The sequence below is a fragment of the Variovorax sp. KK3 genome (assembly GCF_001984055.1).
Classification (GTDB): domain Bacteria; phylum Pseudomonadota; class Gammaproteobacteria; order Burkholderiales; family Burkholderiaceae_C; genus Variovorax.
The window spans coordinates 52,141-76,912 of sequence record NZ_LYVO01000009.1; the positions used below are offsets into that span (position 1 = coordinate 52,141).

24 protein-coding genes are annotated in these 24,772 nt (G+C 67.1%); 16 read left to right on the forward strand and 8 right to left on the reverse strand.

All coding sequences use genetic code 11. The annotated features are described in order from the left end of the window. Positions 1–5 precede the first annotated feature (5 nt). Together B0W80_RS06665 and B0W80_RS06670 are read right to left on the reverse strand one after the other, a co-directional pair. Positions 6–1,586, reverse strand: coding sequence for an ABC transporter substrate-binding protein (locus B0W80_RS06665; protein ID WP_076998334.1), 1,581 nt, complete (start codon positions 1,584–1,586; stop codon positions 6–8). A 186-nt stretch (positions 1,587–1,772) separates the two neighbouring features. After that, complete coding sequence (locus B0W80_RS06670; protein WP_076998335.1) at positions 1,773–3,017, reverse strand: porin; 1,245 nt, start codon at positions 3,015–3,017, stop codon at positions 1,773–1,775. A 282-nt stretch (positions 3,018–3,299) separates the two neighbouring features. Here B0W80_RS06670 and coq7 point away from each other — a divergent pair, with 282 nt between their 5' ends. Next, positions 3,300–3,929 carry a 2-polyprenyl-3-methyl-6-methoxy-1,4-benzoquinone monooxygenase gene (gene coq7, locus B0W80_RS06675; RefSeq protein ID WP_076998336.1) on the forward strand — a complete coding sequence of 210 codons (630 nt, stop codon included), beginning with the start codon at positions 3,300–3,302 and terminating at the stop codon, positions 3,927–3,929. A gap of 39 nt (positions 3,930–3,968) precedes the next feature. Here the strand turns inward: coq7 and B0W80_RS06680 are convergent, their stop codons facing one another. Beyond that, positions 3,969–4,418, reverse strand: a complete 450-nt coding sequence (locus tag B0W80_RS06680; protein WP_076998337.1) for an OsmC family protein — start codon at positions 4,416–4,418, stop codon at positions 3,969–3,971. Between the two features lie 264 nt (positions 4,419–4,682). Between B0W80_RS06680 and ilvA the strand changes: the two genes are divergently transcribed. Then, the gene (gene ilvA / locus B0W80_RS06685) at positions 4,683–6,236 is read left to right on the forward strand and encodes a threonine ammonia-lyase, biosynthetic (protein ID WP_076998338.1); all 1,554 of its coding nucleotides are present in this window, start codon (positions 4,683–4,685) and stop codon (positions 6,234–6,236) included. Here the strand turns inward: ilvA and B0W80_RS06690 are convergent, their stop codons facing one another. Further along, a complete protein-coding gene (locus tag B0W80_RS06690) occupies positions 6,237–6,755 on the reverse strand; it encodes a type II secretion system protein N (protein WP_076998339.1) in 519 nt (172 codons plus the stop codon). 65 nt (positions 6,756–6,820) lie between these two features. Between B0W80_RS06690 and gspG the strand changes: the two genes are divergently transcribed. The 10 genes from gspG (at position 6,821) to gspE (ending at position 16,429) form a co-directional block, all read left to right on the forward strand. Further along, positions 6,821–7,261 (forward strand): type II secretion system major pseudopilin GspG, encoded by a 441-nt coding sequence (gene gspG / locus B0W80_RS06695; RefSeq protein ID WP_076998340.1) that lies wholly within the window; start codon positions 6,821–6,823, stop codon positions 7,259–7,261. Next, positions 7,236–7,742 carry a Tfp pilus assembly protein FimT/FimU gene (locus B0W80_RS06700; protein ID WP_076998341.1) on the forward strand — a complete coding sequence of 169 codons (507 nt, stop codon included), beginning with the start codon at positions 7,236–7,238 and terminating at the stop codon, positions 7,740–7,742. The genes gspG and B0W80_RS06700 overlap by 26 nt, the downstream gene beginning before the upstream one ends. After that, positions 7,739–8,167, forward strand: coding sequence for a type II secretion system minor pseudopilin GspI (gene gspI / locus B0W80_RS06705; RefSeq protein ID WP_076998342.1), 429 nt, complete (start codon positions 7,739–7,741; stop codon positions 8,165–8,167). The genes B0W80_RS06700 and gspI overlap by 4 nt, the downstream gene beginning before the upstream one ends. Continuing rightward, the gene (locus B0W80_RS06710) at positions 8,167–8,862 is read left to right on the forward strand and encodes a type II secretion system protein J (protein ID WP_076998343.1); all 696 of its coding nucleotides are present in this window, start codon (positions 8,167–8,169) and stop codon (positions 8,860–8,862) included. The genes gspI and B0W80_RS06710 overlap by 1 nt, the downstream gene beginning before the upstream one ends. Then, on the forward strand, positions 8,859–9,992 hold the full coding sequence (gene gspK / locus B0W80_RS06715) for a type II secretion system minor pseudopilin GspK (RefSeq protein WP_076998344.1): 1,134 nt from the start codon (positions 8,859–8,861) through the stop codon (positions 9,990–9,992). Before B0W80_RS06710 ends, gspK begins: the two co-directional genes overlap by 4 nt. Before the next feature lie 125 nt (positions 9,993–10,117). After that, positions 10,118–11,326, forward strand: coding sequence for a type II secretion system protein GspL (gene gspL / locus B0W80_RS06720; protein WP_076998345.1), 1,209 nt, complete (start codon positions 10,118–10,120; stop codon positions 11,324–11,326). Beyond that, the gene (gene gspM / locus B0W80_RS06725) at positions 11,323–11,886 is read left to right on the forward strand and encodes a type II secretion system protein GspM (protein WP_076998346.1); all 564 of its coding nucleotides are present in this window, start codon (positions 11,323–11,325) and stop codon (positions 11,884–11,886) included. The genes gspL and gspM overlap by 4 nt, the downstream gene beginning before the upstream one ends. Before the next feature lie 14 nt (positions 11,887–11,900). Beyond that, positions 11,901–12,698, forward strand: coding sequence for a type II secretion system protein N (gene gspN / locus B0W80_RS06730; protein ID WP_076998347.1), 798 nt, complete (start codon positions 11,901–11,903; stop codon positions 12,696–12,698). A gap of 2 nt (positions 12,699–12,700) precedes the next feature. After that, positions 12,701–14,998: a type II secretion system secretin GspD gene (gspD, locus tag B0W80_RS06735; RefSeq protein ID WP_076998348.1), complete on the forward strand. Its 2,298-nt coding sequence runs from the start codon at positions 12,701–12,703 to the stop codon at positions 14,996–14,998. Between the two features lie 9 nt (positions 14,999–15,007). Further along, positions 15,008–16,429 (forward strand): type II secretion system ATPase GspE, encoded by a 1,422-nt coding sequence (gene gspE, locus B0W80_RS06740; RefSeq protein WP_076998385.1) that lies wholly within the window; start codon positions 15,008–15,010, stop codon positions 16,427–16,429. 83 nt (positions 16,430–16,512) lie between these two features. Here the strand turns inward: gspE and B0W80_RS06745 are convergent, their stop codons facing one another. Continuing rightward, positions 16,513–17,088, reverse strand: coding sequence for a hypothetical protein (locus B0W80_RS06745; protein WP_076998349.1), 576 nt, complete (start codon positions 17,086–17,088; stop codon positions 16,513–16,515). Between the two features lie 107 nt (positions 17,089–17,195). On the opposite strand from B0W80_RS06745, the gene gspF reads away from it, so the two are divergent. The 3 genes from gspF (at position 17,196) to B0W80_RS06760 (ending at position 21,240) form a co-directional block, all read left to right on the forward strand. After that, positions 17,196–18,428 (forward strand): type II secretion system inner membrane protein GspF, encoded by a 1,233-nt coding sequence (gspF, locus tag B0W80_RS06750; protein ID WP_076998350.1) that lies wholly within the window; start codon positions 17,196–17,198, stop codon positions 18,426–18,428. A 6-nt stretch (positions 18,429–18,434) separates the two neighbouring features. Beyond that, on the forward strand, positions 18,435–19,352 hold the full coding sequence (locus B0W80_RS06755; RefSeq protein WP_076998351.1) for a 5'-nucleotidase: 918 nt from the start codon (positions 18,435–18,437) through the stop codon (positions 19,350–19,352). Positions 19,353–19,458: 106 nt separating this feature from the next. Then, complete coding sequence (locus B0W80_RS06760) at positions 19,459–21,240, forward strand: ABC transporter ATP-binding protein/permease (RefSeq protein ID WP_076998352.1); 1,782 nt, start codon at positions 19,459–19,461, stop codon at positions 21,238–21,240. Between the two features lie 9 nt (positions 21,241–21,249). Here B0W80_RS06760 and queC read toward each other — a convergent pair whose 3' ends face one another. The 3 genes from queC to B0W80_RS06775 are packed head-to-tail and all read right to left on the reverse strand — an operon-like array spanning position 21,250 to position 24,198. Further along, the gene (queC, locus tag B0W80_RS06765) at positions 21,250–21,963 is read right to left on the reverse strand and encodes a 7-cyano-7-deazaguanine synthase QueC (RefSeq protein WP_076998353.1); all 714 of its coding nucleotides are present in this window, start codon (positions 21,961–21,963) and stop codon (positions 21,250–21,252) included. 19 nt (positions 21,964–21,982) lie between these two features. Beyond that, positions 21,983–22,447 (reverse strand): DUF1854 domain-containing protein, encoded by a 465-nt coding sequence (locus B0W80_RS06770; RefSeq protein ID WP_076998354.1) that lies wholly within the window; start codon positions 22,445–22,447, stop codon positions 21,983–21,985. Continuing rightward, positions 22,447–24,198, reverse strand: a complete 1,752-nt coding sequence (locus B0W80_RS06775) for an ABC transporter ATP-binding protein (RefSeq protein WP_373038335.1) — start codon at positions 24,196–24,198, stop codon at positions 22,447–22,449. Before B0W80_RS06775 ends, B0W80_RS06770 begins: the two co-directional genes overlap by 1 nt. A 267-nt stretch (positions 24,199–24,465) precedes the next feature. On the opposite strand from B0W80_RS06775, the gene B0W80_RS36480 reads away from it, so the two are divergent. After that, complete coding sequence (locus B0W80_RS36480) at positions 24,466–24,663, forward strand: hypothetical protein (RefSeq protein WP_373038338.1); 198 nt, start codon at positions 24,466–24,468, stop codon at positions 24,661–24,663. The last annotated feature ends 109 nt before the right edge of the window (positions 24,664–24,772 follow it).

The window sequence follows — 24,772 nt, forward strand, 5'->3', positions numbered from 1 at the left end:
GCGCTTCAATTGACCTTGATCAGGCGCCAATCGAGCCGATTGTCGGCCCGGTGAACCACCTCGATGTTCTTCTTCATCGCCCAAGGAATGATCTGGTTGTGCAGTGGAATGTGCGACACGTCGTCGTTCTGCAACTGCAGTGCCTCGGTCAGCAGGCGATCGCGCACCGGGATGTCGGTTTCCGTCTTCACGCGGTCGACGATCTGGTCCATCTTTGGATTGCTGTAGCGCCCGACGTTGTAGTTGCCATCGCCACCGCTGCCGACCGAGCGCGTGAGGGATTGCAGGCTGTACAACGCGTCGAAGGTCGGTACGCCCCAGCCAAGCATGTAGATGCTGGCCTCGAAGCGCTGGATCATGGGGAAGTACGTCACCAGCGGCAGCGTGCGCAGCTTGGCCTTCACGCCTACGCGCGCCCACATCGCGGTCACTGCCTGGCAGATCTCTTCGTCGTTGATGTAGCGGTTGTTCGGACAGGCGAAGTCGACTTCGAAACCGCTGGGATATCCAGCATCGGCCAGGAGCTTCTTGGCGGCTTCCGGGTCATAGGGATGGCGCTTGTGCACCGCTTCGGTCCAGCCGTTGACTTGCGGGGCCACGAGGGCGCCCGTGGCCTGGGCCAAGCCGCGCATGGTCACCCGATTGAGGCTCGCGCTGTCGATCGATTGATAGAGCGCTTTGCGTACGCGCTGGTCCTTCAGCGGATTCTTGCCCTTGACGTTGGAACCCGGCAGCTCGTCGCGGAACTGGTCCATCCCGAAGAAGATGGTGCGGTTCTCGATGCCATCGACAACCTTCAGGTTGCCGCTCTGGCGCAAGCGACCCAGATCCTGCGGACTGGGGTCGAGCACGAAGTCGACCTCGCCGGACAGAAGTGCAGCGGCACGGGTGGCCTCCTGCTTGATCGGCGTGTAGATGATCTCGGTCACGTTGGACTCGTCCTTGCCCCAGTGGTGCGGGTTCTTCACCATCACGAGGCGCTGGTCAGGCTGCCACTCCTTGACCATGTAGGGACCGGTGCCCATGGCATTGCGGTGCGCGTAGCTTTCTTCGGGTGTCTTGATGTCCTTCGGCTCCACGGACTTGTTTTTCTCTGCCCAAGCTTTGCTCATGATGCGCAGTTCGGTCAGCTGGTTCAAAAGCACCGGGTTGGGGCCCTTGAGGATGATGTCGATGGTGTTGTCGTCCACCTTGACCACCTTGTCGATGCCCTGGGCGTAGACAGCGTAGTTCGAAGTCTTGGTCATCGCGCGCATCAGCGAATACACAACGTCTTCAGCGACGAGGGCAGAACCGTCACTGAACTTGACGCCGCTGCGCAGGGTGAATCGCACCTGCGTCGGCGAAAGATTTTTCCAACTGCTGGCCAACTGGGGCTCTGGCTTGAAAGTCTTGCTGTTGTAGTAGACCAACGAGTCGTACACCGCTGCATGAACCCCATTACCGAGCGCATTGTTCTGTGAGTGGACATCTAAGGTCGGGATGTCGCTGGCGCTCGACCATTTGAAGGTCTTGGCATGCAGAACGGGGGCCGACAAAGCGGCGACGGCGATGGCAACAGGGATGAGCGCATGCGTGAAAGCCATGGTTAACCTTTGTCACAAGTCAAAAAGTGGACTATGCAACAGCCGCGCCAGCTTGCTACGGGGAAGAACGCTGACCCCAGGGATTTCCCTCTCCGCGAAAGCCCGGAAAAAGAAAAAAGCCGCCCGACTTTCGTCGGACGGCTTTTAAGAACTTCCCGTTCAAAGCTGGCTTACGCCAGCTTCAGATCAGAAAGCGTGACGGATACCGAAGTCGTAGCCGGTGGAGGTCTTCGGCGTGAACGCCTGGCCGCCGAAACCGGTCACGAACGTCGGGCCACCCACGGTCAGAGCAGCGCCGTTCTTGTTACGAACGCGAGCCACCGTCGCGTACAGAGCCGTACGCTTCGACAGGTTGTGCACGTAGCCGATCGCGAACTTGTTCGCCTTCGGGTCGTCGGCGGTGCCGAACAGGGTGAACGGCACGTTCAGGTCGTACTTCACAGCAGAGTACGAAGCGCGGATCAGGCCGGGGCCGACGGGCACGGTCACACCCAGCAGGTAACCCTTCAGGTCCACGTCGGTCGTCGGCGTGAAGAAGATGGCTTCGTTGTCGACTTCGTTCTTGGCCTTCGAGTACTCGCCGAACAGCTTCACGACACCGAAGTCGTAGGAAGCGCCGACGTTGAAGGTCTTCACGTTGGTCGTGGTGCCGGCGTAGAAGTTGTCGCCGATGGTGCTTTGGCCATACGAAGCAGCCACGTCCAGCGGGCCGTTGGCGTAGCCGAAGCGGCCACCAACATAACGGCCGGTACGCTGCGTGTTCAGCGCGGTCGGGGTCGCGGTGCCCGGATCGTACTTGTCACGCTCGTGGAAACCGTACATCACTTGGCCGTAGAAACCACCGAGGTTCGGGGGCAGGAAATAGCCGACGGTGTTGCTGGCGCGGACGTAGTTGCTGCCGGTCACGTTGGTGATGCCGGGAACGTTGGTCGTTGCGCCACCGAGCCAAGCGCCGAAGCCGGTGTTGGCGGTGCTGATCAGGTTCGTGCCAACGCCGTTGGTGCCGAACGGATCGAACACGGTGTCGTTCCAGAACGTCGGGGTGTAGTCACGGCCCAGACGGATTTCACCGAAACCACCGGACAGGCTCACGGTCGAGCGACGAGCGAAGGTGGCAACACCTTGTTGGCCGTCGTCATTGCCGATCGGGGCTTCGAGCCAGAAGCTGGCAGCCAGACCGCCACCCAGGTCTTCCGTACCACGGAAGCCCAGACGGCTGGAGTTGTAGCCCGAGTTCGACAGCACGGTGCGCTTGACCTTGATGCTATCGACATAGCCCAGCGGGGGGACCAGGAAGAAGTTCGAGTTATCCGATTTGTTCGAGTAGCCGCTGACAGCAGCGTCAACCACGCCGAACAGCGTGACCGACGACTGAGCCGAGGCAACACCGGCAACAGCCAGGGCAGCCAGAGCAACTAGAGATTTTTTCATTGCAAGTTTCTCCAAGGTTAAACATAGGGCTCCGGTGCGAAGGGCTCACCGTGACTGAACACTTCTGTGCTCCCACCGGACCCCGGGCCAACCTCCTTTTGGGAAGTTGTCGCTATTGCACCAGAGCCGCCTCGTCTGGGCAAAACAATTCGGCTTAAAAAGGCGGCGGCTCAGGCGTTTCGTTGCAGCGGTGCAACAAAGCCCGCGACCCTTGCGAGATTTCACGATACGAAGCGGGACACGCTGCCCGAACCTCGCCGCGATATCGGTTCCAATGGCTCCATGAAACCCTCGTTGGACACGTTTCTGGGAGCCGCGGACGCGGCGCTGCGGACTCTGTTTGCCAAGCCCCACTCCACCCGGGCCGTGCCTCTGCCGCCCGCGCCAGGCGGTGAACTCAGCGAAGGCGAGCGCCGGGAAGCGGGAGCATTGATGCGAGTCAATCACGTCGGGGAAGTCTGCGCTCAAGCCCTCTACACTGCGCAGGCCGCCGTCACCCGGGATCCCGGGCTCCGCGCCCATTTCGACGAGGCGGCGCGTGAGGAAACGGATCATCTGGCCTGGACGCGGCATCGGCTGGAAGAACTGGGAGCACGGCCTTCGGTGCTCAACCCGATCTGGTACCTGGGCGCTTTCGGGCTTGGCCTCGTGGCAGGCCGGCTGGGCGACCCGCTGAGCCTGGGCTTCGTGGCCGAAACGGAACGGCAGGTCGAAGCCCACCTCGATAGCCACCTGGATCGTCTTCCTGCGGCCGACTCCGCTTCGAGGGCTGTCGTCACGCAGATGAAACTGGACGAGGCGCGCCACGCTGCCCAGGCCTGGAGCGCAGGCGCGCAGGAATTACCGCCGCCTGCCAAGGCGCTGATGCGATTGGCTTCCCGGGTGATGACCACGGTCGCCCATCGCATCTAAATAAGGGAGATGCCCGCCGTCGGGCACCCGACGAGACGCTCAGGTCTCGACGAGATCGAAGCTGGTCGTGATTTGCGCCGTCTTGGCGAGCATGATGCTGGCTGAACAGTAGGTTTCGTGACTCAGCGCAATGGCGCGCTCGACCGCAGCCGCCGGGAGGCCCTTGCCCTTCACAGTGAAATGCATGTGGATGCTCGTGAAGACCTTCGGATCCTTCTCTGCACGTTCGCTCGTCAGCTTGACGCTGACGCCTTCGACCTGGTGGCGGCCCCGCTTCAGGATCAGGACCACGTCATAGGCCGTGCAGCCGCCAGTGCCGGCCAGCACCGTTTCCATGGGTCGAGCGGCAAGGTTCTGCCCGCCGTTCTCGGGCTTGGCGGCATCGGGCGCCCCATCCATCGTCAAGACGTGGCCGCTACCGGTCTCCGCGACGAAGCCCATGGCCGAGCGCGTGCCCGTGTTGCCGGTCCAACTCACTGTGCATTCCATTCCTATCAGGCTCCATAAGTCGTGACTCGGGGTGGAAATCGTTCAAAACCACGCCGACGTCGATTTTTTGTTGGAAAAGCATCACGCTCGTGTTGCATCGCAACAAAGAGTCGGTATACTTTATTTCATCGCACACGAACGGGTGTGCACCGGTTGTCTCCTCCACCCTCCCAATTGGTGGATTTAGCCCCAGGTCGCAAGACCTGGGGCTTTTTTCTTGGCGGCTCCGGAAGCACGAAACGGCGGGCCTATGATCGCGGCCCTATGTCCACGTCTCCCGCATCGTTGTCCCCTGCCGACTACCTGAAGAAGATCCTCACGGCCCGCGTCTACGACGTGGCGGTCGAATCCGCACTGGAGCCCGCCGAGGCCTTGAGCGCGCGGCTGCGCAACACGGTCCTGCTCAAGCGCGAAGACCAGCAGGCGGTCTTCAGCTTCAAGCTCCGCGGTGCCTACAACAAGATGGCGCACCTGAGCGCCGAACAACTCGCCAAGGGCGTCATCTGTGCATCGGCCGGCAACCATGCCCAGGGCGTGGCACTCAGCGCCCGCAAGCTGGGCGCGCGCGCCGTGGTGGTGATGCCCGTGACCACACCCCAACTCAAGATCGACGCCGTGCGCGCGCTCGGTGGCGAGGTGCAACTGCACGGCGACAGCTATTCCGACGCCTACGGCTACGCGCTCGAACAGCAGCGCCAGCACGGCCTGACCTTCGTTCATCCCTTCGACGACCCCGACGTGATCGCCGGCCAGGGCACGATCGCGATGGAAATGCTTCGCCAGCATCAGGGTCCGCTCGATGCTGTGTTCGTCGCCATCGGCGGCGGCGGCCTGATCTCCGGCGTGGCCAACTACATCAAGGCCGTGCGGCCCGAGATCAAAGTGATCGGCGTGCAGATGAACGACTCCGACGCCATGATGCGTTCCGTCGCCGCAAAGGAGCGCGTTACGCTGCCCGACGTCGGCCTGTTCTCCGACGGCACGGCCGTCAAGCTGGTCGGAGAGGAAACCTTCCGGATCTCGCGCGAACTGGTGGACGAATTCATCACCGTCGACACCGATGCCGTCTGCGCCGGCATCAAGGACGTGTTCATCGACACACGCAGCATCGTCGAGCCCGCCGGCGCGCTTGCAGTTGCGGCGATCAAGCAGTACGTCGAGACCCACGGCACCCAGGGCCGGACCTACGCGGCGATTCTTTGCGGCGCCAACATGAATTTCGACCGGCTGCGCTTCGTGGCCGAACGCGCTGAAGTGGGCGAGGAGCGCGAGGCCCTGTTCGCAGTCACCATACCCGAGGAGCGCGGCAGCTTCCGCCGATTTTGCGAGCTCGTGGGCCAACTGCCGGGCGCATCGCGCAGCGTCACCGAATTCAACTACCGCATCAGCGACGCGAAAGAGGCCCACGTGTTCGTCGGCCTCACCACGCAGACACGCGGCGAATCGAAGACCATCACCGAGACCTTCGTCGCCAACGGCTACGGGGCGATCGACCTCACCCACAACGAACTGGCCAAGGAGCACATCCGCCATTTGGTAGGCGGCCGCACTGGCCTCGCGCACGACGAACGCCTGCTGCGCTTCGTGTTCCCCGAGCGGCCAGGCGCGCTGCTCAAGTTCCTGAGCCTCATGCGGCCCACCTGGAACATCAGCCTCTTCCACTATCGCAACCAGGGCGCGGACTACGGCCGCATCCTCGTCGGCCTGCAGGTTCCGGCGGCCGACAGCGCTGCCTTCGCCGACTTCCTGCGAACGCTGGACTACCCTGTGGTGGAGGAAACGGACAACCCGGTCTACCGGCTGTTCCTGCAGGCCTGATCAGCGCCCCGGCGGCGGCGCGACCACCGGAGGCACGCCCGCGGAAGCAGGCGGCGGCCCGTTGACGGCCAGCGGCCGGTTGGGAAGCTGCAGCGTGAAGGCCGGCGACGCATTGACGCTGGCACCCAGTGAAGCAGCGCGCAGGTCGAGGGAGTGCAGCACGTAGCCATCGATCACCCGCGATCCCACGCGGTACGGCTTGGCCGGCTGTCCATCGACCGAGATCAAAGCCGCGCCTTGCTGATCGGCATCGGCGACGACGCCCAGCAGTTGAAAGCGGCTCGCGGCATCGGGCGTGGCCACGACAGCCGCCTGGCTCGGCACCGCGCCGAACATCTGTGCCACCGCCACCGGGTCGACGACCGCAGCGGCATTGTTGTTGAGTGGGGGCGGTGCCACGGCATCGGACGGAGCCGCCAGCCTGAGCCCCCAGAACACGACGCTCGCGGCGGCCAGCGCCCACAGGACGGTGGTGGCCGTGGCCGAAGGCCAGCGGGCGGGTGCGTAGGAAGCTGACATGGTGCCGGGATTATCATTCAGCGCAGACGGCAATGCCGTGTCACCGACCCTCCCTCATCACTCCCATGCCCCCTACCCCCCGCATCCTTGCACGCGCCGTGCAGCGCGGCTTCACGCTGATCGAGCTGATGGTCGTGCTGGTCATCATCGGCGTGCTCGCCGCATTGATCGTGCCGAACGTGATCGAACGCGCCGACGACGCGCGCGTGACCGCCGCCCGCACCGACGTCAACAACCTCATGCAGGCGCTCAAGCTCTACCGGCTCGACAACCAGCGCTATCCCACGGCCGACCAGGGGCTACAGGCCCTGCTCACCCGTCCTACCACCGGCCCGGCGGCTCCCAACTGGAAGCCCTATGTCGAGAAGCTGCCCAACGACCCCTGGGGCCGCCCCTACCAGTACCTGAACCCGGGCCTGAAGGGCGAGATCGACGTGTTTTCCTTCGGCCCTGACGGCCAGCCCGGCGGCGAGGGCAAGAATGCCGACATCGGCAGCTGGCAATAGGCGCCCTGTTTCCGTCCTCGACGGCGCCAGCCGCCGCCATCGCGGCGGATTCACCCTGATCGAACTGCTGGTGGTGCTCGCGATCATCGCGCTGGCCACGGCCGGCGTCGGCCTCGCGATGCGCGACCCCGGCCAGGCCACGCTCGACCGCGAAGCGGAGCGCTTGTCGGCCTTGCTCGAAGCCGGCCGTGCCCAGTCGCGCGCCAGCGGCATCGCCGTGCGCTGGCACGTCACCGTGCAAGGCCCCGGCAACTTCGTCTTCGAAGGGCTGCAGCCCGGCACGCTGCCGACCAACTGGTTGTCCGAGGGCATCACCGCACAACCGCTGGCGGCCGATGGCTCGGCGATGCCCGCACTGCAGCTCGGCCCAGAACCGATCATCGGTGCGCAGCAGGTGCAGCTCAATGCCGAAGGCCCGCCGGCACGCAGCCTGCGCATCGCGACCGACGGCCTGCGGCCCTTCACGGTGCAAGCGCCATGAGCTTTCGCCGCGCCGTTCCGCCGTCGGCTCATAGCGCCGCCGACGGCAAATGCAGGTCGACGACGCGCGCCGGCCAGCGCGGCTTCACCCTGGTCGAGGTGCTGGTCGCGCTGGGCATCATCGCGATTGCGCTGGCAGCGGGCACACAGGCCACGAACGCGCTCACCCGCAATGGGCAGCGGCAATCGGACATGCTGCTGGCCCAGCTCTGCGCCGAGAACGAGCTGATCAAGGCCCGCATCGCAAGGCAGATGCCGGCGATCGGCGACTCGGGCCTGGTCTGCACGCAGGCCAACACCAGCTTCGGCGTCACCATCTCGACCACGCCGACGCTGAACCCCAACTTCCGCCGCGTCGACGTGCAGGTGCGCGACGCGGCCGAGGCGCCCTTGCTGCGCCTGTCCACCGTCGTGGGCCGCTTCTGATGAACGCCCCGCGCAGTACCCGCCGTTCCCGCAACCTCCGCGGCTTCACGCTGATCGAGCTGATGGTGGCGATCGCGGTGATGGCACTGCTCGCCCTGGTGAGCTGGCGCGGCCTCGACGGCATGGCGCGCGCGCAGTCGCAGAACCGCGAACGCGGCGATGCCGTGCTCACCTTGCAATCGACGCTGTCGCAATGGACGGCCGACCTCGATGCCATCACGGTGCTTTCGCAGACCCGCGCACTCGACTGGGATGGGCGCGTGCTGCGCCTGACCCGCCGCAGCACCGACACGGCCCAACCGGCCATTTATGTGGTCGCGTACACCCAGCGCGCCGACGCGACCGGCATCTCGCGCTGGTACCGCTGGCAATCGCCCGCGCTCACGACCCGGCCGCAATGGCAGCAGGCCTGGGACGGCGCCACGGCCTGGGCGCAAGATGGCGGCGGCAGCAACAGCGGCAACGGCCTTCGCGGCACCGAACTCGGCCTGGTGCCGGTCGACAACTGGCAACTCCTGTACTTTCGCAACGACGTCTGGGGCCCCGCCGTCAGCGCCGAGGCGCTGACCACCAGCACCCAGCTGCCCGACGGCGTGCGTCTGGTGCTGAGCCTGTCGCCCGGCCCCGCCTTGGCCGGGCTGCTCACCCGCGACTGGGTGCGACCGACCGCAGCGGTCGCGAAGACCACGTCATGAAGCAGCCGCCCCGCTTCGCTCGCCGGCATCGCCGCGGTGCCGCATTGCTGACGGCCATGCTCACCGTCACGCTGGTTGCGACCTTCGCCGCGGCGTCGCTCTGGCAGCAGTGGCGCGCGGTAGAGGTCGAGGCGGCCGAACGCGCGCGGGTGCAGTCGGCCTGGGTGCTGATCGGCGCACTCGATTGGTCGCGACTGATCCTGCGCGAGGACGCGCGCGCCAGTGGAGCCACGGGCAGCGCGGACCACCTGGCCGAACCCTGGGCCATCCCGCTGGAGGAGGCCAAGCTCTCCAGCTTTCTCGCCGCCGACAAGAACATTTCCAGCGATGCGATGGAAGGGCTGCCCGAGGCCTTCCTGGCCGGCCGGATCACGGATGCGCAGTCGAAGCTCAACGTGACGAACCTGGTGGCGAACGGCGTTCCGGTGCCGACCGCGGTGGCCTCGTTCACCAAGCTGTTCGAGTTGCTGGGCCTGCCGGTCGGCGAAGTGCCGGTGCTGGTGGCCCAGCTTCGCCGGGCACTGCCGGCAACCGCCACGACGGGCTCGGGCACGGGTACCGGCACCACGACGGGTACAGCCACCGGCAACACCGGCACCAGCACGGGATCGACCGCCGGCACGACCGGCACGACCGGCAGCACAGCAACCCAGACCTCTTCGTCCGACCAGGCATCGAGCGCGGCCAACGCCCCCCTCATGCCGACGCGAGTCTCCCAACTGGTCTGGCTGGGCCTGTCGCCCTCGACCGCGAAGGCCCTGGAGCCCTACGTCACCATCCTGCCGGAAAGCCGGCCGCTGAACATCAACACCGCCAGCCCAGAGGCACTGGCGGCCAGCCTGCCCTCGCTGGACCTCGCCACCGCCAAGCGCCTGGTCGCCCGCCGTGCGCGCAAGTTCTTCAGCAGCGTCCAGGAGGCGAATGCCGAGCTGCCGCAAGGCACGTCGCAGTTCAACGAAAACCAGCACAGCATCGGCACCCGGTACTTCGAAGTGCTCGGCCGCCTGCGCCTCGACCGCACCTGGGTCGAGGAACAATCCTTGCTGCAGCGAGACGGTGTCGAGCTGCGCATCCTGTGGCGCGAACGTGGCGCCGGCGCCACGTCCGATGGGCCTAGGCCGTCGAGCTGAAACCTTTGGTCACGCTTATCGGATAAAACGGATCGAAGCGCCCCATCCGCCAGTCCGAGGCGCTATCAAGTTGGTAGCGGCGATGTAAAACCATCCACCTACAATCACCACCCCGATAGACCTTCATGGCCCTGCTGCTCGTCACTGCCCCCTTACCACCTGCCCTCGTCGGAAGTGACTACGGCTGGGCGGTCTGGTCGAGCGACGGCCGCAAGCTGCGTTCGCAGGGCAGCGCACCGCCTTCGTTGCTGCCGACCAGCGACGAAGTGATCCTGGGCATCCCGGCGACCATGTTGTCGTGGCACATGCTCACGCTGCCGCAGGGCAGCATGAGCGGCGCGGTCAAGCTGCGCTCGGTGCTGGCCGGCCTGCTCGAAGACCGACTGCTCGACGATCCCGAACAGTTGCACTTCGCGCTGCAGCCCGAAGCCCGTGCCGGCGCGCCCGTCTGGGTGGCGGCCTGCGATCGGCAATGGCTGCGCGGCGTGGTGCAGGCACTCGAAGGCGCCGGCCGCCGCGTCACCCGGATCATTCCCGAATACGCACCCCAGCCCCCCGATGCAGCGCCGATGGTGTTCGCCGTCGGCGAGCCCGGCACCGCGCAGCTGGTGGTCTGCGACACCGAGGGCGTGACCCAGTTGCCGCTCGATGCCAGTGGCGCCGCCCTGGTCGGCACCGTGCCCGAGGGCACCGCCATGCTGGCCGAGCCTGCGGTGGCCGAACTGGCAGAAGGCTTGCTCGAGCGGCGCATGCCGATCGTCAAGCCTGCCGCCCGCTGGTGGCAGGCCAGCCAGTCGCCGTGGGATCTGGCGCAGTTCGACCTCGCGTCCACGGGCCGCGCCCGCGCCGGAAAGAAAGCGGCTGCCATCTGGCGCATGGTGTGGCACGGCCCCGAATGGCGGCTCGCGCGCTGGGGCGCGCTGGTGCTGCTGGTGGCCCAGCTGATCGGCCTGAACGCCTGGGCATGGAAGGAGCGGAACGCACTCGACGCCAAGCGCGCCGCCGTCAACAACATCCTGCGCCAGACCTTTCCCTCGGTTCAGCTGGTGGTCGACGCACCGGTGCAGATGGCGCGCGAAGTTGCCAACTTGCAGCAGGCCACCGGCGGCGTGGCGGCCATCGACCTCGAACCCATGTTGAGCGCCATCGCCACCAGCCTCCCGCCCGGCCGCGTCCCCACGGCCATCGACTACACCGCGGGCCAGTTGCGGCTGCGCGGCCTCGGGCTGCAGCCTTCCGAATCCAGCAACGTCGCCGGCACGCTGTCGGCACGCGGCTACAACGCGCGCAGCGAAGGCGACCTGCTGCTGGTGCAGGCGGAGGCGCCCCGATGAACTGGCTCGAAACCCTCGAAGCGCGCTGGCAGGCCTGGTGGCCCGAACTCGAGCCGCGCGAGCAGCGCCTGATCGGCGGCGCCGCGGCGCTGGTCCTGCTGGCCCTGCTGTGGTGGCTGGCGTTGGCGCCGGCGCTGCGCACCCTCTCCGCCGCGCCTGCCGAGCACGCGAGGCTCGACGCGCAGCTTCAGCAGATGAGCAGCTTGCAGGCGCAGGCCAAGGCGCTGCAGGCGCAGCCCCGCGCCAGCCGCGACGATGCGATGCGTGCACTCGAAAGCTCGGTGCGCCAAAGCTTCGGCCCCAACGCGCAACTGCAGCCCGCCGCGTCCGGCGAAGGCGTCACCGTCGCCGTTCGTTCCATGCCGGCCGACACGCTGGCGCAGTGGCTGGCCCAGGCACGCAGCAATGCACGCGCGGTGCCGCGCGAAGCCCACCTGACGCGCACCGCGGAAAGCACGCCTGTCCCGACGGCGGCCGGCGGCACCGCACCGGCCAGGAACGCCGAGCGCCCCGTCGTGCGCTGGGACGGCACGCTGGTCATGGGCCTTCCGCCCCGCTGAGGTCCGCAGAAGCAATGGCCAGACGAAACGACCCAGCAGCCCGCGCCCCCACCGGCCGTGGCTGGGCCGTTTTCGGCCTGTTGCTGGGCGCGCTGCTGGCGCTGTCGATCTACGCCCCTGCGCGCTGGCTCGCTGCCGGCCTCGGGCGCTGGAGCGAAGGCCACCTGCAACTGGTCAATGCGCGCGGCACCGTCTGGAACGGCACGGCCGGCGTGGTGTTCGCCAGCGGCGCGGGCGGCGCCGAATCCATCTCCTTGCCGGGCGCCGTGGCCTGGACGCTGCGTCCGCGCTGGGACGGCGTGTCGGCCGTGCTCGACATGCCCTGCTGCGCGCCCAAGCCGCTGCAATTCCGGGCCCACCCGCGGCCGGACGGGTTGCAGCTGGCCTGGCAGGATGGCCAGTCGCGCTGGCCCGCCGCGCTGCTGGTCGGCTTCGGCGCGCCCTGGAACACGCTCAAGCCCGAAGGCGTGCTCGACCTGTCGATGCAGGGCTTCGCCATGCAGTTCAGCGGGCAGCTGACGCGGCTGGCGGGGCGGGCCACGCTCGACGCCACCGACATCTCCTCCAGCCTGTCGACGCTGCGGCCGATGGGCAGCTACCGCGTCACGCTCGAAGGCGGGCCGCAGCCCAGCCTGCTGCTGACCACGCGCGAGGGCAGCCTGCAGCTCAACGGCAGCGGCCGCTGGAACGGGCGGGCCCTGCGCTTCGACGGCGAAGCCAGTGCCGCGCCGGGGCGCGAGGACGCGCTGTCGAACTTGTTGAATATCATCGGCCGACGCGAAGGCGCGCGTTCGATCATCACCCTGGGTTGACCATGACATCACCATCCACCCGCGCCATGCGCCTCTGCGCCGTCGCCCTCGCGGTGCATCTGCTGGGCGTCGCTGCCCTGCCGGCCTTCGCGCAAGACCCGGGCGCGCCGCGACGCGGCGAGCCGATCACGCTGAACTTCACCAATGCCGAGATCGAGTCCGTCGCCCGCACGATGGCCGTCGTGACCGGACGCGACGTGGTGGTCGACCCGCGCGTCAAGGGCACCATCAACCTGCAGACCGATCGCCCCATCTCGCCCAACGCGGCCTTCAACCAGTTCGCCGCAGCGCTGCGCCTGCAGGGCTTCGCGGTCGTGCAATCCGAAGGGCTGTACAAGGTGGTCCCCGAGGCCGATGCCAAGCTGCAGAGCAATGCGGTCACCACGTCGAGTTCCGCCACCGCCAGCCTGTCGGGCAACCAGATCGCCACCCAGGTCTTCAAGCTCAACTACGAGTCGGCCAACAACCTGCTGCCGGTGCTGCGCCCGCTCATCGCGCCCAACAACACCATCAATGTCAACCCCGGCAACAACTCGCTGGTCATCACCGACTACGCCGAGAACATGCGGCGCCTGGCGCGCATCATCGCCGCGCTCGACGTGCCCAATGCCTCCGATGTCGAGGTGATCCCGCTCAAGCATTCGGTGGCCACCGACCTGGTGCCCGTCATCAACCGCCTGGTCGAAGGCGGCTCCGCCACCGGCCCGGGCCAGGCCGCCGCCGCGCCGGGCACCACCGACGTGTCGTTCCGCAGCACGCTGCTGGCCGAGCCGCGCAGCAACGCGATCATCATGCGGGCCGCCAACCCCGCACGGGCCCAGCTGATCCGCTCCCTGATCGAACGGCTCGACCGCAAGGCCGCCGAGAACGGCAACGGCGACGCCGGCAACATCTACGTGGTGTACCTGAAGAACGCCGATGCCGTGCGCATCGCGACCACCCTGCGCGCAGCGCTCGCGGCGGCCCAGACCAACACCCTGGGCCAGCAGGGCCAGCAAGGGCAGACGGCGACCACTGCAGCGCAGCCGCAGCAGCAACAGCAGCAGCAGTTCAACCAGCTGAGCGGCAGCGCCGGCGGCCTGACCGGCGCCACCACGCCGGTGAGCACCACCGCTCCACCCTCCACCGGCGGCAACATCCAGGCCGACCCTGCCACCAATTCACTGATCATCAGTGCGTCCGAGCCGCAGTACCGCCAGATCCGCGCCGTGATCGAGCGGCTCGACAGCCGGCGCGCGCAGGTGCTCATCGAAAGCCTGATCGTCGAGGTCAATGCCGACAAGGCGGCCGAGTTCGGCATCCAGTGGCAGTCGGGCCTCGGCAGCAGCGGCGACCGCAACGTGGGCGTGATCGGCACCAACTCCAGCCTGGGCGGTGCCAACATCATCGACCTGGCCGTCGGCCTGGCCACGGGCAACACGGCGGTGCGGCCGTCGAGCGGCTTCAACTTCGGCATCGGCCACCGCTACGGCCCGAACGGCCAGTACGTGCTGGGCTTCCTGGCCCGCTTCCTGTCGGCCAACGGCGAAGGCAACGTGCTGTCCACGCCCAACCTGCTCACGCTCGACAACGAAGAAGCCAAGATCGTGGTCGGCCAGAACGTGCCCTTCGTGACCGGCCAGTACACCAATACCGGCGGCAACAACACCGTCAACCCCTTCCAGACCATCGAGCGCAAGGACGTGGGCCTGACGCTGCGCGTGCGTCCGCAGATCAGCGAGACCGGCACCGTCAAGATGCAGATCTTCCAGGAGGTGTCGAGCGTGGTCGCCTCCACCGTCAACAACATCAACGGCCCGACCACCACCAAGCGCTCGATCGAATCGAACGTGCTGGTCGACGACGGCAACGTCATCGTGCTGGGCGGCCTACTTTCCGACGAGTACTCGAACTCCACCGAAAAGGTGCCCGGCCTGGGCGACGTGCCGGTACTCGGCAACCTGTTCAAGAGCGAAGTGCGCAGCCGCAAGAAGACCAACCTGATGGTGTTCCTGCGCCCCACCGTCGTGCGCGACCAGCTCTCGGGCGATGCCATCACGGCCGACCGCTACGATTCGCTGCGCGCCCTGCAGCAGAGCGTGCAACCCTCGACCGACAACCCGATGCTCAACGGGGTGCGCGAGTCGGTCGTGTTGCCGCCGCTCACCGACATCCGGCAAGGCGACCCGTCGCGCCGCATCGAGGGCACGCGCCTGATCCCGCCGCCGATGCCGCCCCAGGCATTTCCGCTGCCGCCCGGCCCGCTGAAGGGCGCGCTGCCGCCCACGGCCGACCCGTCGAGCCAGCGCGAACTGCCTTAGGAAATGGCCGTGCGCTACCCCCTGCCCTATGCCTTCGCCCGCAGCCAGCAACTGCTGCTGGAAGAGTCGGACGACGGCGTGCTCACGCTCTGGATGCCGCGGACGCCGCCCAAGAGCGCCCTTGGCGAAGTGGCGCGCAAGTACCCGGTCAAGGCCTTCGAGGCGCTGCCGCCCGACGACCTGGCACGGCGCATCAGCGCCGCCTACGCGCAGGGCGAATCGAACGCCGCTGCGGTGGTGAGCGAAGTGCAGAGCGATGCCGACCTGTCGCGCATGATGCAGGAGCTGCCGGCGGTCGAGGACTTGCTCGAAAGCGCCGGCGACGCGCCCATCATCCGCATGCTCAACGCCTTGCTCACGCAGGCCGCGCGCGACGGCGCCAGCGACATCCACATCGAGCCTTACGAGCGCACGTCGTCGGTGCGCTTCCGCATCGACGGCACGCTGCGCGAAGTGGTGCAGCCCAACCGCGCACTGCACGCGGCGCTGATCTCTCGGCTGAAGATCATGGCCGACCTCGACATCGCCGAAAAGCGGTTGCCGCAGGACGGACGCATCAGCCTGCGCATCGGCACCCGCGCAGTGGACGTGCGCGTGTCGACCCTGCCCTCGGCCCACGGCGAGCGCGCCGTGTTGCGCCTGCTGGACAAGTCGGAAAGCCGGCTGACGCTCGAGGCCGTGGGCATGCAGGGCGACACGCTGTCGCGCTTCGAAACGCTGATCGGCCAGCCGCACGGGATCATCCTCGTGACCGGGCCGACCGGTTCGGGCAAGACCACCACGCTCTACGCGGCGTTGCAGCGGCTCGACAGCGCGCAGAGCAACATCATGACGGTGGAAGACCCCATCGAGTACGAGCTATCCGGCGTGGGCCAGACCCAGGTCAACGCCAAGATCGACCTGACTTTCGCCAAGGCCCTGCGCGCCATCCTGCGGCAGGATCCGGACGTGATCATGATCGGCGAGATCCGCGACTTCGAGACCGCGCAGATCGCGATCCAGGCCTCGCTCACCGGTCACCTGGTGCTGGCCACGCTGCACACCAACGACTCGGTGAGCGCGGTGACCCGGCTCACGGACATGGGCGTCGAGCCCTTCCTGCTCAGTTCATCGCTGCTGGGCGTGCTCGCGCAGCGGCTGGTGCGGCGCCTCTGCCCGGTCTGCGCCACGCCCACGTCGGCTGGCGACGAGGCCGGGCCGGTGGGCTGCGACGCCTGCGGCCAGACGGGCTACCAGGGCCGCACCGGCATCTTCGAATTGCTCGTTGCCGACGACACCATCCGTTCGCTGGTACACAACCGCGCGCCGGAAAGCCAGCTCTTCGTGGCCGCCGAGCGCGGCGGGCTGCGCTCGATGCGCGAGGATGGAGAACGCTTGGTCAAGGCCGGCATCACCTCGCGCGCCGAGTTGCTGCGCGTGACGCGCGAATAACCGGCCGCCTGAGAGACCGGCCGCCGCCGGGCCGCCTCCTCGGGGGAGCTACACGCAGCGAAGCGAAAAGGCGGGGGCCTTGTTCACTCGAGGACGACCAGATTGCGCGTCTGCGGATCGGTCTCGACCGCCCGCACCCGGCCCTGTCCGTCGAACAGCACCTGGAATTCGCTGAAGCTGCCCAGCCACATGCGCCAGACCGGCGCGTCGAGGTTCGGGTTCTCGCTGCTGATCGGGTAGCCGACGGCCATGGCCACCTGCTCGCGCGTCATGCCGCGGGTCACACGGGCCGTCTTGATGGCCTCGCGGATCTTGGGCGGAAAGCTCGCCATGCGTGCGTTCGGGTCTTCGGTGACCACGTAGCGCTTGGCGAAGGCGCCCAGGTCCAGGTCGCGGCTGTAGTCGTTGCCGATGTCCTGCTTCTTGCCGTCGATCAGCACGTTGACGCGGCTGCGGCCGTAGCCCGTCACCTGCGCCGGCGTGCCGACGGGAATCACGCGCTTGCCGCTTTCGGCATAGTTGCTGTCGCTGATCCAGCTGCCGTCGGTGCGCAGGTTGCAGCAGAGAAAGCCGTTGTAGGTCGGGCGGTCCTGCGCGGCGGCAGGCAGCGCGAGCGCGCCCAGCATGGCAGCAGCGGCCAGGGCGGTAAGGCGAAGCATGGAGACTCCTTGTTTCGAGTTGGTGAAAGCCCCATGACGGCCGGGCCGCGGAAAGAGCCGCGCCGAAGGCCGACAATGCGGGCTCGCGCATTTTGCCGCCAGTCCCCATGCCCGCCTATTCCTTCGAAGCCATAGACCAACAGGGGCAGCCCCGCAAGGGCGTCCTCGAGGCCGACACCGCGCGCAGCGCACGCGGCATGTTGCGCGCCCAAGCCCTCGTGCCACTGTCGGTGACGGTGGTGGGCAGCGTCGAGAGCGGCGCGCCCGCAGCAAGCGGATGGAACCGCGTGCTGGGCCGGCGCCGCGTCTTCAACGCCACCAACCTCGCGGTATGGACCCGACAGCTTGCAGGTCTGGTTTCGTCCGGTCTGCCGCTCGAACGGGCCCTGACCGCGCTGACCGACGAATCCGAAACCGAAGAGCAGCGCAACCTCGTCGCCTCGCTGCGCGCCGAAGTCAACGCCGGGTCGCCCTTCGGCCGCGCGCTGTCGCAGCATCCGCGCGAGTTCTCGCCCATCTACACGGCCGTCATCGGCGCGGGCGAGCAGAGCGGCAATCTCGGCCTGGTGCTCGAACGCCTGGCCGACGACCTGGAACAGCGCCAGGCCCTGCAGCAGAAGCTGGTCGGCGCCGCGCTCTATCCCGCCATCGTGACCCTGGTCGCGATCGTGATCGTGATCTTTCTCGTGAGCTACGTGGTGCCGCAGGTGGCCAACGTCTTCGCGGGCACGAAGCGGGCGCTGCCCTTCCTCACGGTGGCGATGCTCGCGCTGAGCGCCTTCGTGCGCAACTACGGTTGGCTGATGCTCGGCGTCATCGTGCTGGCGACCATCGGCACACGCATGGCCCTGGCCCGTGCCGCCTTTCGCGAACGTTTCGACGCTGCATGGCTCGAGTTGCCGCTGGTCGGTCGTCTTTCGCGCGGCTACAACGCGGCGCGCTTCGCGAGCACGCTGGCCATGCTGGCCACGGCCGGCGTGCCGATCCTGCGCGCGCTGCAAGCCGCCTCCGAAACGCTGGGCAACAAGGCCATGCGCGCCGACGCGCTCGATGCCCTGGTGCTGGTTCGCGAAGGTGCGCCGCTCGCCTCGGCGCTGGCGCAGAAGAAGCGCTTTCCGGGCATCGTCTCGATGTTCGCGCGCCTGGGCGAGCAGACCGGCACGCTGCCCCTGATGCTGCAGCGCGCATCGAACCAGCTCGGTGCCGAAGTGCAGCGCCGCGCGATGCACCTGGCCACGGTCCTCGAGCCCTTGCTGATCGTTGCGATGGGCGGTGTCGTGATGCTGATCGTGCTGGCCGTCCTGCTGCCCATCATCCAGCTCAATCAATTCGTGAAGTAGCCTCCGATGCCGGTCTCCCTCGACGACAAGCTGGTGGTCGCGATCTCCTCGCGGGCGCTGTTCGACCTCGAAGAAGAGAACAAGATCTTCGAGTCCGGCGACGACGCCGGCTACATGAAGCTGCAGCTCGAACGCCTCGACGTGCCGGCGCGGCCAGGCATCGCGTATTCGCTGGTGCGCAAGCTGATGCGCTTCAACGATGACGGCGTGCAGCGGGTCGAAGTGGTGATCCTCTCGCGCAACGATCCGGTGTCGGGCATGCGCGTGTTCCGCTCCGGCAGCGCCAACGGCATCTCGCTGCAGCGCGGCGTGTTCACGCAGGGCCGCCCGCCCTTCGGCTACTTGCGGCCGCTGCGCGCGCACCTGTTCCTGTCGGTCAACGCCGAAGACGTGCGCGAGGCGCTCATTGCGGGCTTTCCGGCGGCGCGTGTGCTGGTGGAGTCGGTGCATGCGAGCGACGCCTACCCGAACGAAGTGCGCATCGCCTTCGACGGCGACGCGGTGCTCTTCAGCGACGAGGCCGAGCGCGTGTTCCAGGCCCAGGGGCTGGACGCATTCCAGAAGCACGAGTCGACCAAGGCCCAGCTGCCGCTGCCCGAAGGCCCCTTCAAGCCACTGCTGTCGGCACTGCACCGGCTGCAGCAGGCCGGCAACGCCAGCATGCGCATCCGCACCGCACTGGTGACGGCGCGCAGCGCACCGGCCCACGAGCGCGCGATCCGGACCCTGATGAACTGGAACATCCGCGTCGACGAGGCCATGTTCCTTGGTGGCCTGCCCAAGGGCGAGTTCCTGCGCGAGTTCGAACCCGACTTCTTCTTCGACGACCAGACCGGCCACGTCGATGCCGCCGCGCGCCATGTGCCGGCGGGGCATGTGTCGAGCGGCATCAGCAACGTGCTCGTGCCGCCTGCCGCTGCGTAGCCTAGACGCGGAGCGGTTTCAGCACGGCTTAAGACTGCAGCGGCCGCGGGCGCTACGATGCCCGCAGGGCGCCGTCCTGCGCGCCACCAATCCCAACGGGCCGCCCATGAACGATGCTTCCACCCGCTCGCAGAGCCTGCTTTCGACACTGCGCCGCATCGGCGCATTGACGTCGCCGTACTTCAAGTCGGACCAGAAATGGCGCGCGCGCGGGCTGCTGCTGGCCATCGTGCTTCTCAATCTCGGCGCGGTCTTCATGCTCGTGCAGATCAACGAGTGGTACCGCGTGTTCTACGACGCGCTGCAAAACAAGGACCAGGCCGTGTTCTGGCAGCAGATCGTTCGCTTCTGCTGGCTGGCGCTGATCTACATCGTGATCGCGGTCTACAAGTTCTATCTGACGCAGATGCTCCAGCTACGCTGGCGCGTGTGGATGACCGAGCACTACCTGCAGCGCTGGTTGCAGCACAAAGCTTTCTACCGACTCGAGCTGGCACGCTACACCTCCGGCCACGAGGGTTTGCCCGACAACCCCGACCAGCGCATCCAGGAAGACCTGAACCTGTTCACCACCTACACGGTGACACTGTCGATGGGCATCCTGAATGCGCTGGTGACGCTGGTGAGCTTCGTGGGCATCCTGTGGACGCTGAGCGGCTCGCTCACCGTGCCCCTGCCCGGCGGTGGCAGTTGGGAGATCGCCGGCTACATGGTGTGGGCCGCAGTGGTGTACTGCGTGGTGGGCAGCGCCATTGCCCACTGGATCGGCAAGCCGCAGGTGGGCCTCAACTTCCAGCAGCAGATGCTCGAGGCCAACTTCCGCCATCACCTCATCCGCGTGCGCGAGTACAGCGAGGCCATCGCGCTGGACAATGGAGAGCACGTGGAGCGGCGCCAGCTCGACCTGCGCTTCACCGACGTGATGAACAACTACCTGCGCCTCATCCGCAACCAGAAGAACCTCACCTGGTTCAGCACCTTCTTCGCCCAGGCCGCCATCATCTTTCCGCTCGTCGTCGCAGCGCCCCGCTTCTTCAGCGGCGCGATCCAACTGGGGCAGCTGATGCAGATCAACTCGGCGTTCGGCCGGGTGCAGGATTCGCTGTCGTGGTTCGTGGACAACTACATGACGCTGGCAACTTGGAAGGCCACCAGCGACCGCCTGGCCGGCTTCGAGGACAGCCTGACCGTCCAGTCCAGGGAAGCCGAAGGCTTCGAACGCACGCCCGCCAGCAGTGCGATCGACGCCAGCGCCGTCAGCATCGGTCTGCCGAACGGCCGGGCCCTGCTGGCGCCGACCACGCTGCATGTGGCGCCAGGCGACACGGTGCTGGTGCACGGGCCTTCGGGCAGCGGCAAATCGAGCCTGTTCCGCACACTGGCCGGCATCTGGCCGCATGCGCGCGGCAAGGTGGCGCTGCCGGCCGACACCATGTTCATTCCGCAGCAGCCTTACTTTCCCGATGGACGCCTGCGCGACGCGCTGGCCTACCCCGAGCCTGCGGATGGCTACGACGATGCGGCCCTGCGCGAAGCGCTGCAGCAGGCGTTGCTGCCGCAACTGGCGGATCAGCTCGACCGCAAGGACGCGTGGAGCCAGAAGCTGTCGGGCGGCGAACGGCAGCGCCTGGCCATCGCCCGCGTGCTGCTCAAGAAGCCTGCGTGGGTGCTGGCGGACGAGGCCACTAGCGCGTTGGACGAGCCCGCCGAGGCGACCGTCTATCAACGGCTGATCGACATGGTGAAGCGCGCCGGCGGAGGCATCGTCTCGATCGCGCATCGCAGCACGCTGGGCGAGCACCACGGTCGGCGCTGGAAGCTGCAGCCGCAAGACCAGGCGGACGGTGCCGCCTTCCGGCTGCAGGAAGCGCAGCCCGCGGCCTCGTAGCGCGCGGACCTAGTTGGCGCGCTCTGCACGGGCCGCGGCGTAGCGCTCCCAGCCGCGAACGCGCAGCTCGCATGCCGGGCAGCTGCCGCAGCCGTAGCCCCAGGCCTGGCGGTGCGTGCGGTCGCCCAGGTAGCAGGTGTGGGTGTCTTCGACGATCAGCTCGACCAGCGCATCGCCGCCCAGCCGGTGCGCCATGGCCCAGGTGTCGGCCTTGTCGATCCACATCAGCGGCGTCTCGATGAGGAAGCGCCGCTCCATGCCCAGGGACAGGGCGATCTGCATAGCCTTCATCGTGTCGTCGCGGCAGTCGGGGTAGCCCGAGAAGTCGGTCTCGCAGACGCCGGTGACGATCACCTCGAGACCGCGCCGGTAGGCCAGTGCGGCCGCCAGCGTGAGGAAGAGCAGGTTGCGCCCCGGCACGAAGGTGTTGGGCAGTCCACCCGTCTGCATTTCGAAAGCGATCGCCTGCGTCAGCGACGAATCGCTGATCTGGCCCAGCACGTCGACAGCGAGCAGATGGTCTTCGCCGAGCCGCGGCGCCCAATCGGGAAAGCGTTCACGCAGGTGCACCAGCACTGTCAGCCGCGCTTGCAGTTCGATGCGATGACGCTGGCCGTAGTCGAAGCCGATGGTTTCGACGCGCTCGTACTTGGCGAGCGCGTCGGCCAGGCAGGTGCTGGAGTCCTGGCCGCCGGAGAAGAGGACGAGGGCGGTAGTGTGCATGGGCTGGATCGACCGCGGCCTAGAGAAAACGTTCCAGCAGCTTGCGCGACGCGCGGTCGAGCGCCTTCGCGTCGGGAATGCGAAATTGCACGCCGTGCGCGCTGGCGATCAGCAGTTCACCGCCTTCGAGCCGGCGGATGTCTTCTTCGGCCTTGAGCACGAAGCTGGTGTCGCCGCGGTCGGTGCTCACGGTCCAGGTGCTGGGCACGCCGAAGCTGGAGACCGCGTGCAGCTTCAGCAGCGTGGGCGCGAAATCGCGTGCCGACAGGTCTTCGGCGAGCAGCGTGCGCATGGGCTCGGGCAAGTCGGCCACGCGGTCGACCCACAGCAGCTCGCGGCCTTCGCTGCCGACCAGGGACAAGCCTTCGTCGGGTGCGGTGAGGGGAAAGGCGCGCACAGGGACGACGCCGCTGTGGCGAACGCCTTCTGCGTCGATCAGGACGAGGCGGCCGAAGGGATCGCGTTCGAGTTCGATCGGCAGCATCACGCATCCCCCGCCGGATGCGCCGCATGCCCGCCCAGCGCGATTGCCACGCCGGTGCGCTCGGCCACCGCACCGGGGCTCTCGTCGTCGGCTTGCCGCAGCTGCGCCTGGTAGAGCCGCCAGTACGCGCCCTGCTGCTCCATCAGCGCATCGTGCGGCCCCACCTCGACGATCTCGCCACGGTCCATCACCACCAGCCGGTCGGCCTTGCGCAAGGTCGACAGGCGGTGCGCGATGGCGATGGTGGTGCGGCCCTGCACCAGGTTGTCCAGAGCCTTCTGGATCTCCTTTTCGGTCTCGGTGTCGACCGCCGAAGTGGCCTCGTCGAGGATCAGGATGCGCGGGTCGATCAGCAGCGCCCGCGCGATGCTGATGCGCTGCCGCTCGCCGCCCGACAGGCCCTGCCCGCGCTCGCCCACCAGCGAGTCGTAGCCATGCGGCAGCCGCAGGATGAAGTCGTGCGCATGCGCCGCGCGCGCCGCAGCCACGATCTCTTCGCGCGAGGCATCGGGCTTGCCGTAGGCGATGTTCTGCGCGATGGTGCCGAAGAACAGAAAGGGCTCTTGCAGCACCAGCCCCACGTGCCGCCGGTAGTCGGCCACCGCGAAGCGGCGGATGTCGGTGCCGTCGACCAGGATGGCGCCATCGGTCACGTCGTAGAAGCGGCAGATCAGGTTGACCAGCGTGCTCTTGCCGGAGCCGCTGTGGCCCACCAGGCCGATCATCTCGCCGGGCTCGATCGTCAGGTCGAGGTCGCGGATGACGGCGCGGCTGCCGTAGCGAAAGCCCACGTCGCGCATCCGGATGCGGCCTTCCACGCGCTCGACCTTCACCGGGTCGAGCGGCTCGGGCACGTTGCTCACGTGGTCCAGGATGTCGAAGATGCGCTTGGCCCCGGCCGCCGCCTTCTGCGTGACCGACACGATGCGGCTCATCGAGTCCATGCGCGTGTAGAAGCGGCCGATGTAGGCGACGAAGGCCGTCAGCACACCCACCGTGATGTTGTGGCGCGCCACCTGCCAGATGCCGAAGCCCCAGACCACGAGCAGGCCGATCTCGGTCAGCAGCGACACGCTGGGCGTGAACAGCGACCAGGTGCGGTTGAGCTTGTCGTTGACCTGCAGGTTGTATTGGTTGGCTGCGCGGAAGCGCCCGGCCTCGCGCTTTTCCTGCGCGAAGGCCTTGACCACGCGGATGCCCGGAATCGTGTCGGCCAGCACGTTGGTCACCTCGCTCCACACCCGGTCGATCTTCTCGAAGCCGGTGCGCAGCCGGTCGCGCACCGTGTGGATCATCCACGCGATGAAGGGCAGCGGCACCAGGGTCACCATCGCCAGCAGCGGGTTGATGGAGATCAGGATGATCGCGGTCATCGTGATCATCAGCACGTCATTGAGGAAGTCGAGCGCGTGCAGCGACAGGAAGACGTTGATGCGGTCGGTCTCCGAGCCGATGCGCGCCATCAGGTCGCCGGTGCGCTTGCCGCCGAAGTAATCGAGCGGCAAGGTCAGCAGGTGTTCATAGGTGGTGGTGCGCAGGTCGGCGCCCATGCGCTCGGACACCAGCGCCAGCAGATAGGTGCGGGCCCAGCCCAGCCCCCAGCCGGTGAGGGCCGCGGCCAGCAACAGGCCCAGGTACATGGCAACCTTGCCGACGGCGATCTGCTGGCCGTTCTGGAACGGAATCAGCACGTCGTCCATCAGCGGGATCGTGAGGTAGGGCGGCACCAGCGTGGCGCCGGTCGAAGCCAAAGTCAGGAGAAACCCGATGAGAAGCTGCTTTCGATAAGGCCTCGCGAAGCGGCCGAGGCGAAGCAATACCCAGGTCGACGGCGGGGTCTGGAGCTCGGCCTCCGAAGACGTTTCGTCAGAGTCGACTTCTGTCGCCTGCGTGACACCGGCAGCCCGCTGTTCGAACGCCTTTTGCAGCCGCAAGGCTGCGGCTTGATGTGCCAGTGTGTAACGCCAGCGGGCCAGTCGGACCCGCCCGTCGCACAGGTCCAGCGTGCCTATTCCGGCATGGTCGCCGAACTGCAGTTCCAGGCCGGAATGCTCGAGCGGCCACTCCGTCCAGCGCCCTTTGGCATCGCGGGCGAGCACCCGCCGATCGGTCAGCGCAAGAAGTCCGGGGTTAAACCGAAGTTCACTATCAAGGTCAACCGGCACTGTCGCCAGAACGTTTTCCGCGGTTCGAAGCCGGCTTTTCAGCGCGCCTGAAGCCTCCTCTTCAACGCCCTCCGGGGCCTCGACTGGATCGTGATGTTGCATTGTGTTTCTGTGTCTTCGGCCAGCAAAGGGCCACTTCATGGCACCCGCCGGGCGCCGA

Bases quoted from the DNA above. Each gene is read 5' to 3' on its own strand.
- B0W80_RS06665 (WP_076998334.1), bottom strand. From the start codon at position 1,586: ATGGCTTTCACGCATGCGCTCATCCCTGTTGCCATCGCCGTCGCCGCT.
- B0W80_RS06670 (WP_076998335.1), bottom strand. From the start codon at position 3,017: ATGAAAAAATCTCTAGTTGCTCTGGCTGCCCTGGCTGTTGCCGGTGTT.
- coq7 (WP_076998336.1), top strand. From the start codon at position 3,300: ATGAAACCCTCGTTGGACACGTTTCTGGGAGCCGCGGACGCGGCGCTG.
- B0W80_RS06680 (WP_076998337.1), bottom strand. From the start codon at position 4,418: ATGGAATGCACAGTGAGTTGGACCGGCAACACGGGCACGCGCTCGGCC.
- ilvA (WP_076998338.1), top strand. From the start codon at position 4,683: ATGTCCACGTCTCCCGCATCGTTGTCCCCTGCCGACTACCTGAAGAAG.
- B0W80_RS06690 (WP_076998339.1), bottom strand. From the start codon at position 6,755: ATGTCAGCTTCCTACGCACCCGCCCGCTGGCCTTCGGCCACGGCCACC.
- gspG (WP_076998340.1), top strand. From the start codon at position 6,821: ATGCCCCCTACCCCCCGCATCCTTGCACGCGCCGTGCAGCGCGGCTTC.
- B0W80_RS06700 (WP_076998341.1), top strand. From the start codon at position 7,236: ATGCCGACATCGGCAGCTGGCAATAGGCGCCCTGTTTCCGTCCTCGAC.
- gspI (WP_076998342.1), top strand. From the start codon at position 7,739: ATGAGCTTTCGCCGCGCCGTTCCGCCGTCGGCTCATAGCGCCGCCGAC.
- B0W80_RS06710 (WP_076998343.1), top strand. From the start codon at position 8,167: ATGAACGCCCCGCGCAGTACCCGCCGTTCCCGCAACCTCCGCGGCTTC.
- gspK (WP_076998344.1), top strand. From the start codon at position 8,859: ATGAAGCAGCCGCCCCGCTTCGCTCGCCGGCATCGCCGCGGTGCCGCA.
- gspL (WP_076998345.1), top strand. From the start codon at position 10,118: ATGGCCCTGCTGCTCGTCACTGCCCCCTTACCACCTGCCCTCGTCGGA.
- gspM (WP_076998346.1), top strand. From the start codon at position 11,323: ATGAACTGGCTCGAAACCCTCGAAGCGCGCTGGCAGGCCTGGTGGCCC.
- gspN (WP_076998347.1), top strand. From the start codon at position 11,901: ATGGCCAGACGAAACGACCCAGCAGCCCGCGCCCCCACCGGCCGTGGC.
- gspD (WP_076998348.1), top strand. From the start codon at position 12,701: ATGACATCACCATCCACCCGCGCCATGCGCCTCTGCGCCGTCGCCCTC.
- B0W80_RS06745 (WP_076998349.1), bottom strand. From the start codon at position 17,088: ATGCTTCGCCTTACCGCCCTGGCCGCTGCTGCCATGCTGGGCGCGCTC.
- gspF (WP_076998350.1), top strand. From the start codon at position 17,196: ATGCCCGCCTATTCCTTCGAAGCCATAGACCAACAGGGGCAGCCCCGC.
- B0W80_RS06755 (WP_076998351.1), top strand. From the start codon at position 18,435: ATGCCGGTCTCCCTCGACGACAAGCTGGTGGTCGCGATCTCCTCGCGG.
- B0W80_RS06760 (WP_076998352.1), top strand. From the start codon at position 19,459: ATGAACGATGCTTCCACCCGCTCGCAGAGCCTGCTTTCGACACTGCGC.
- queC (WP_076998353.1), bottom strand. From the start codon at position 21,963: ATGCACACTACCGCCCTCGTCCTCTTCTCCGGCGGCCAGGACTCCAGC.
- B0W80_RS06770 (WP_076998354.1), bottom strand. From the start codon at position 22,447: ATGCTGCCGATCGAACTCGAACGCGATCCCTTCGGCCGCCTCGTCCTG.
- B0W80_RS36480 (WP_373038338.1), top strand. From the start codon at position 24,466: ATGGTCGCCGAACTGCAGTTCCAGGCCGGAATGCTCGAGCGGCCACTC.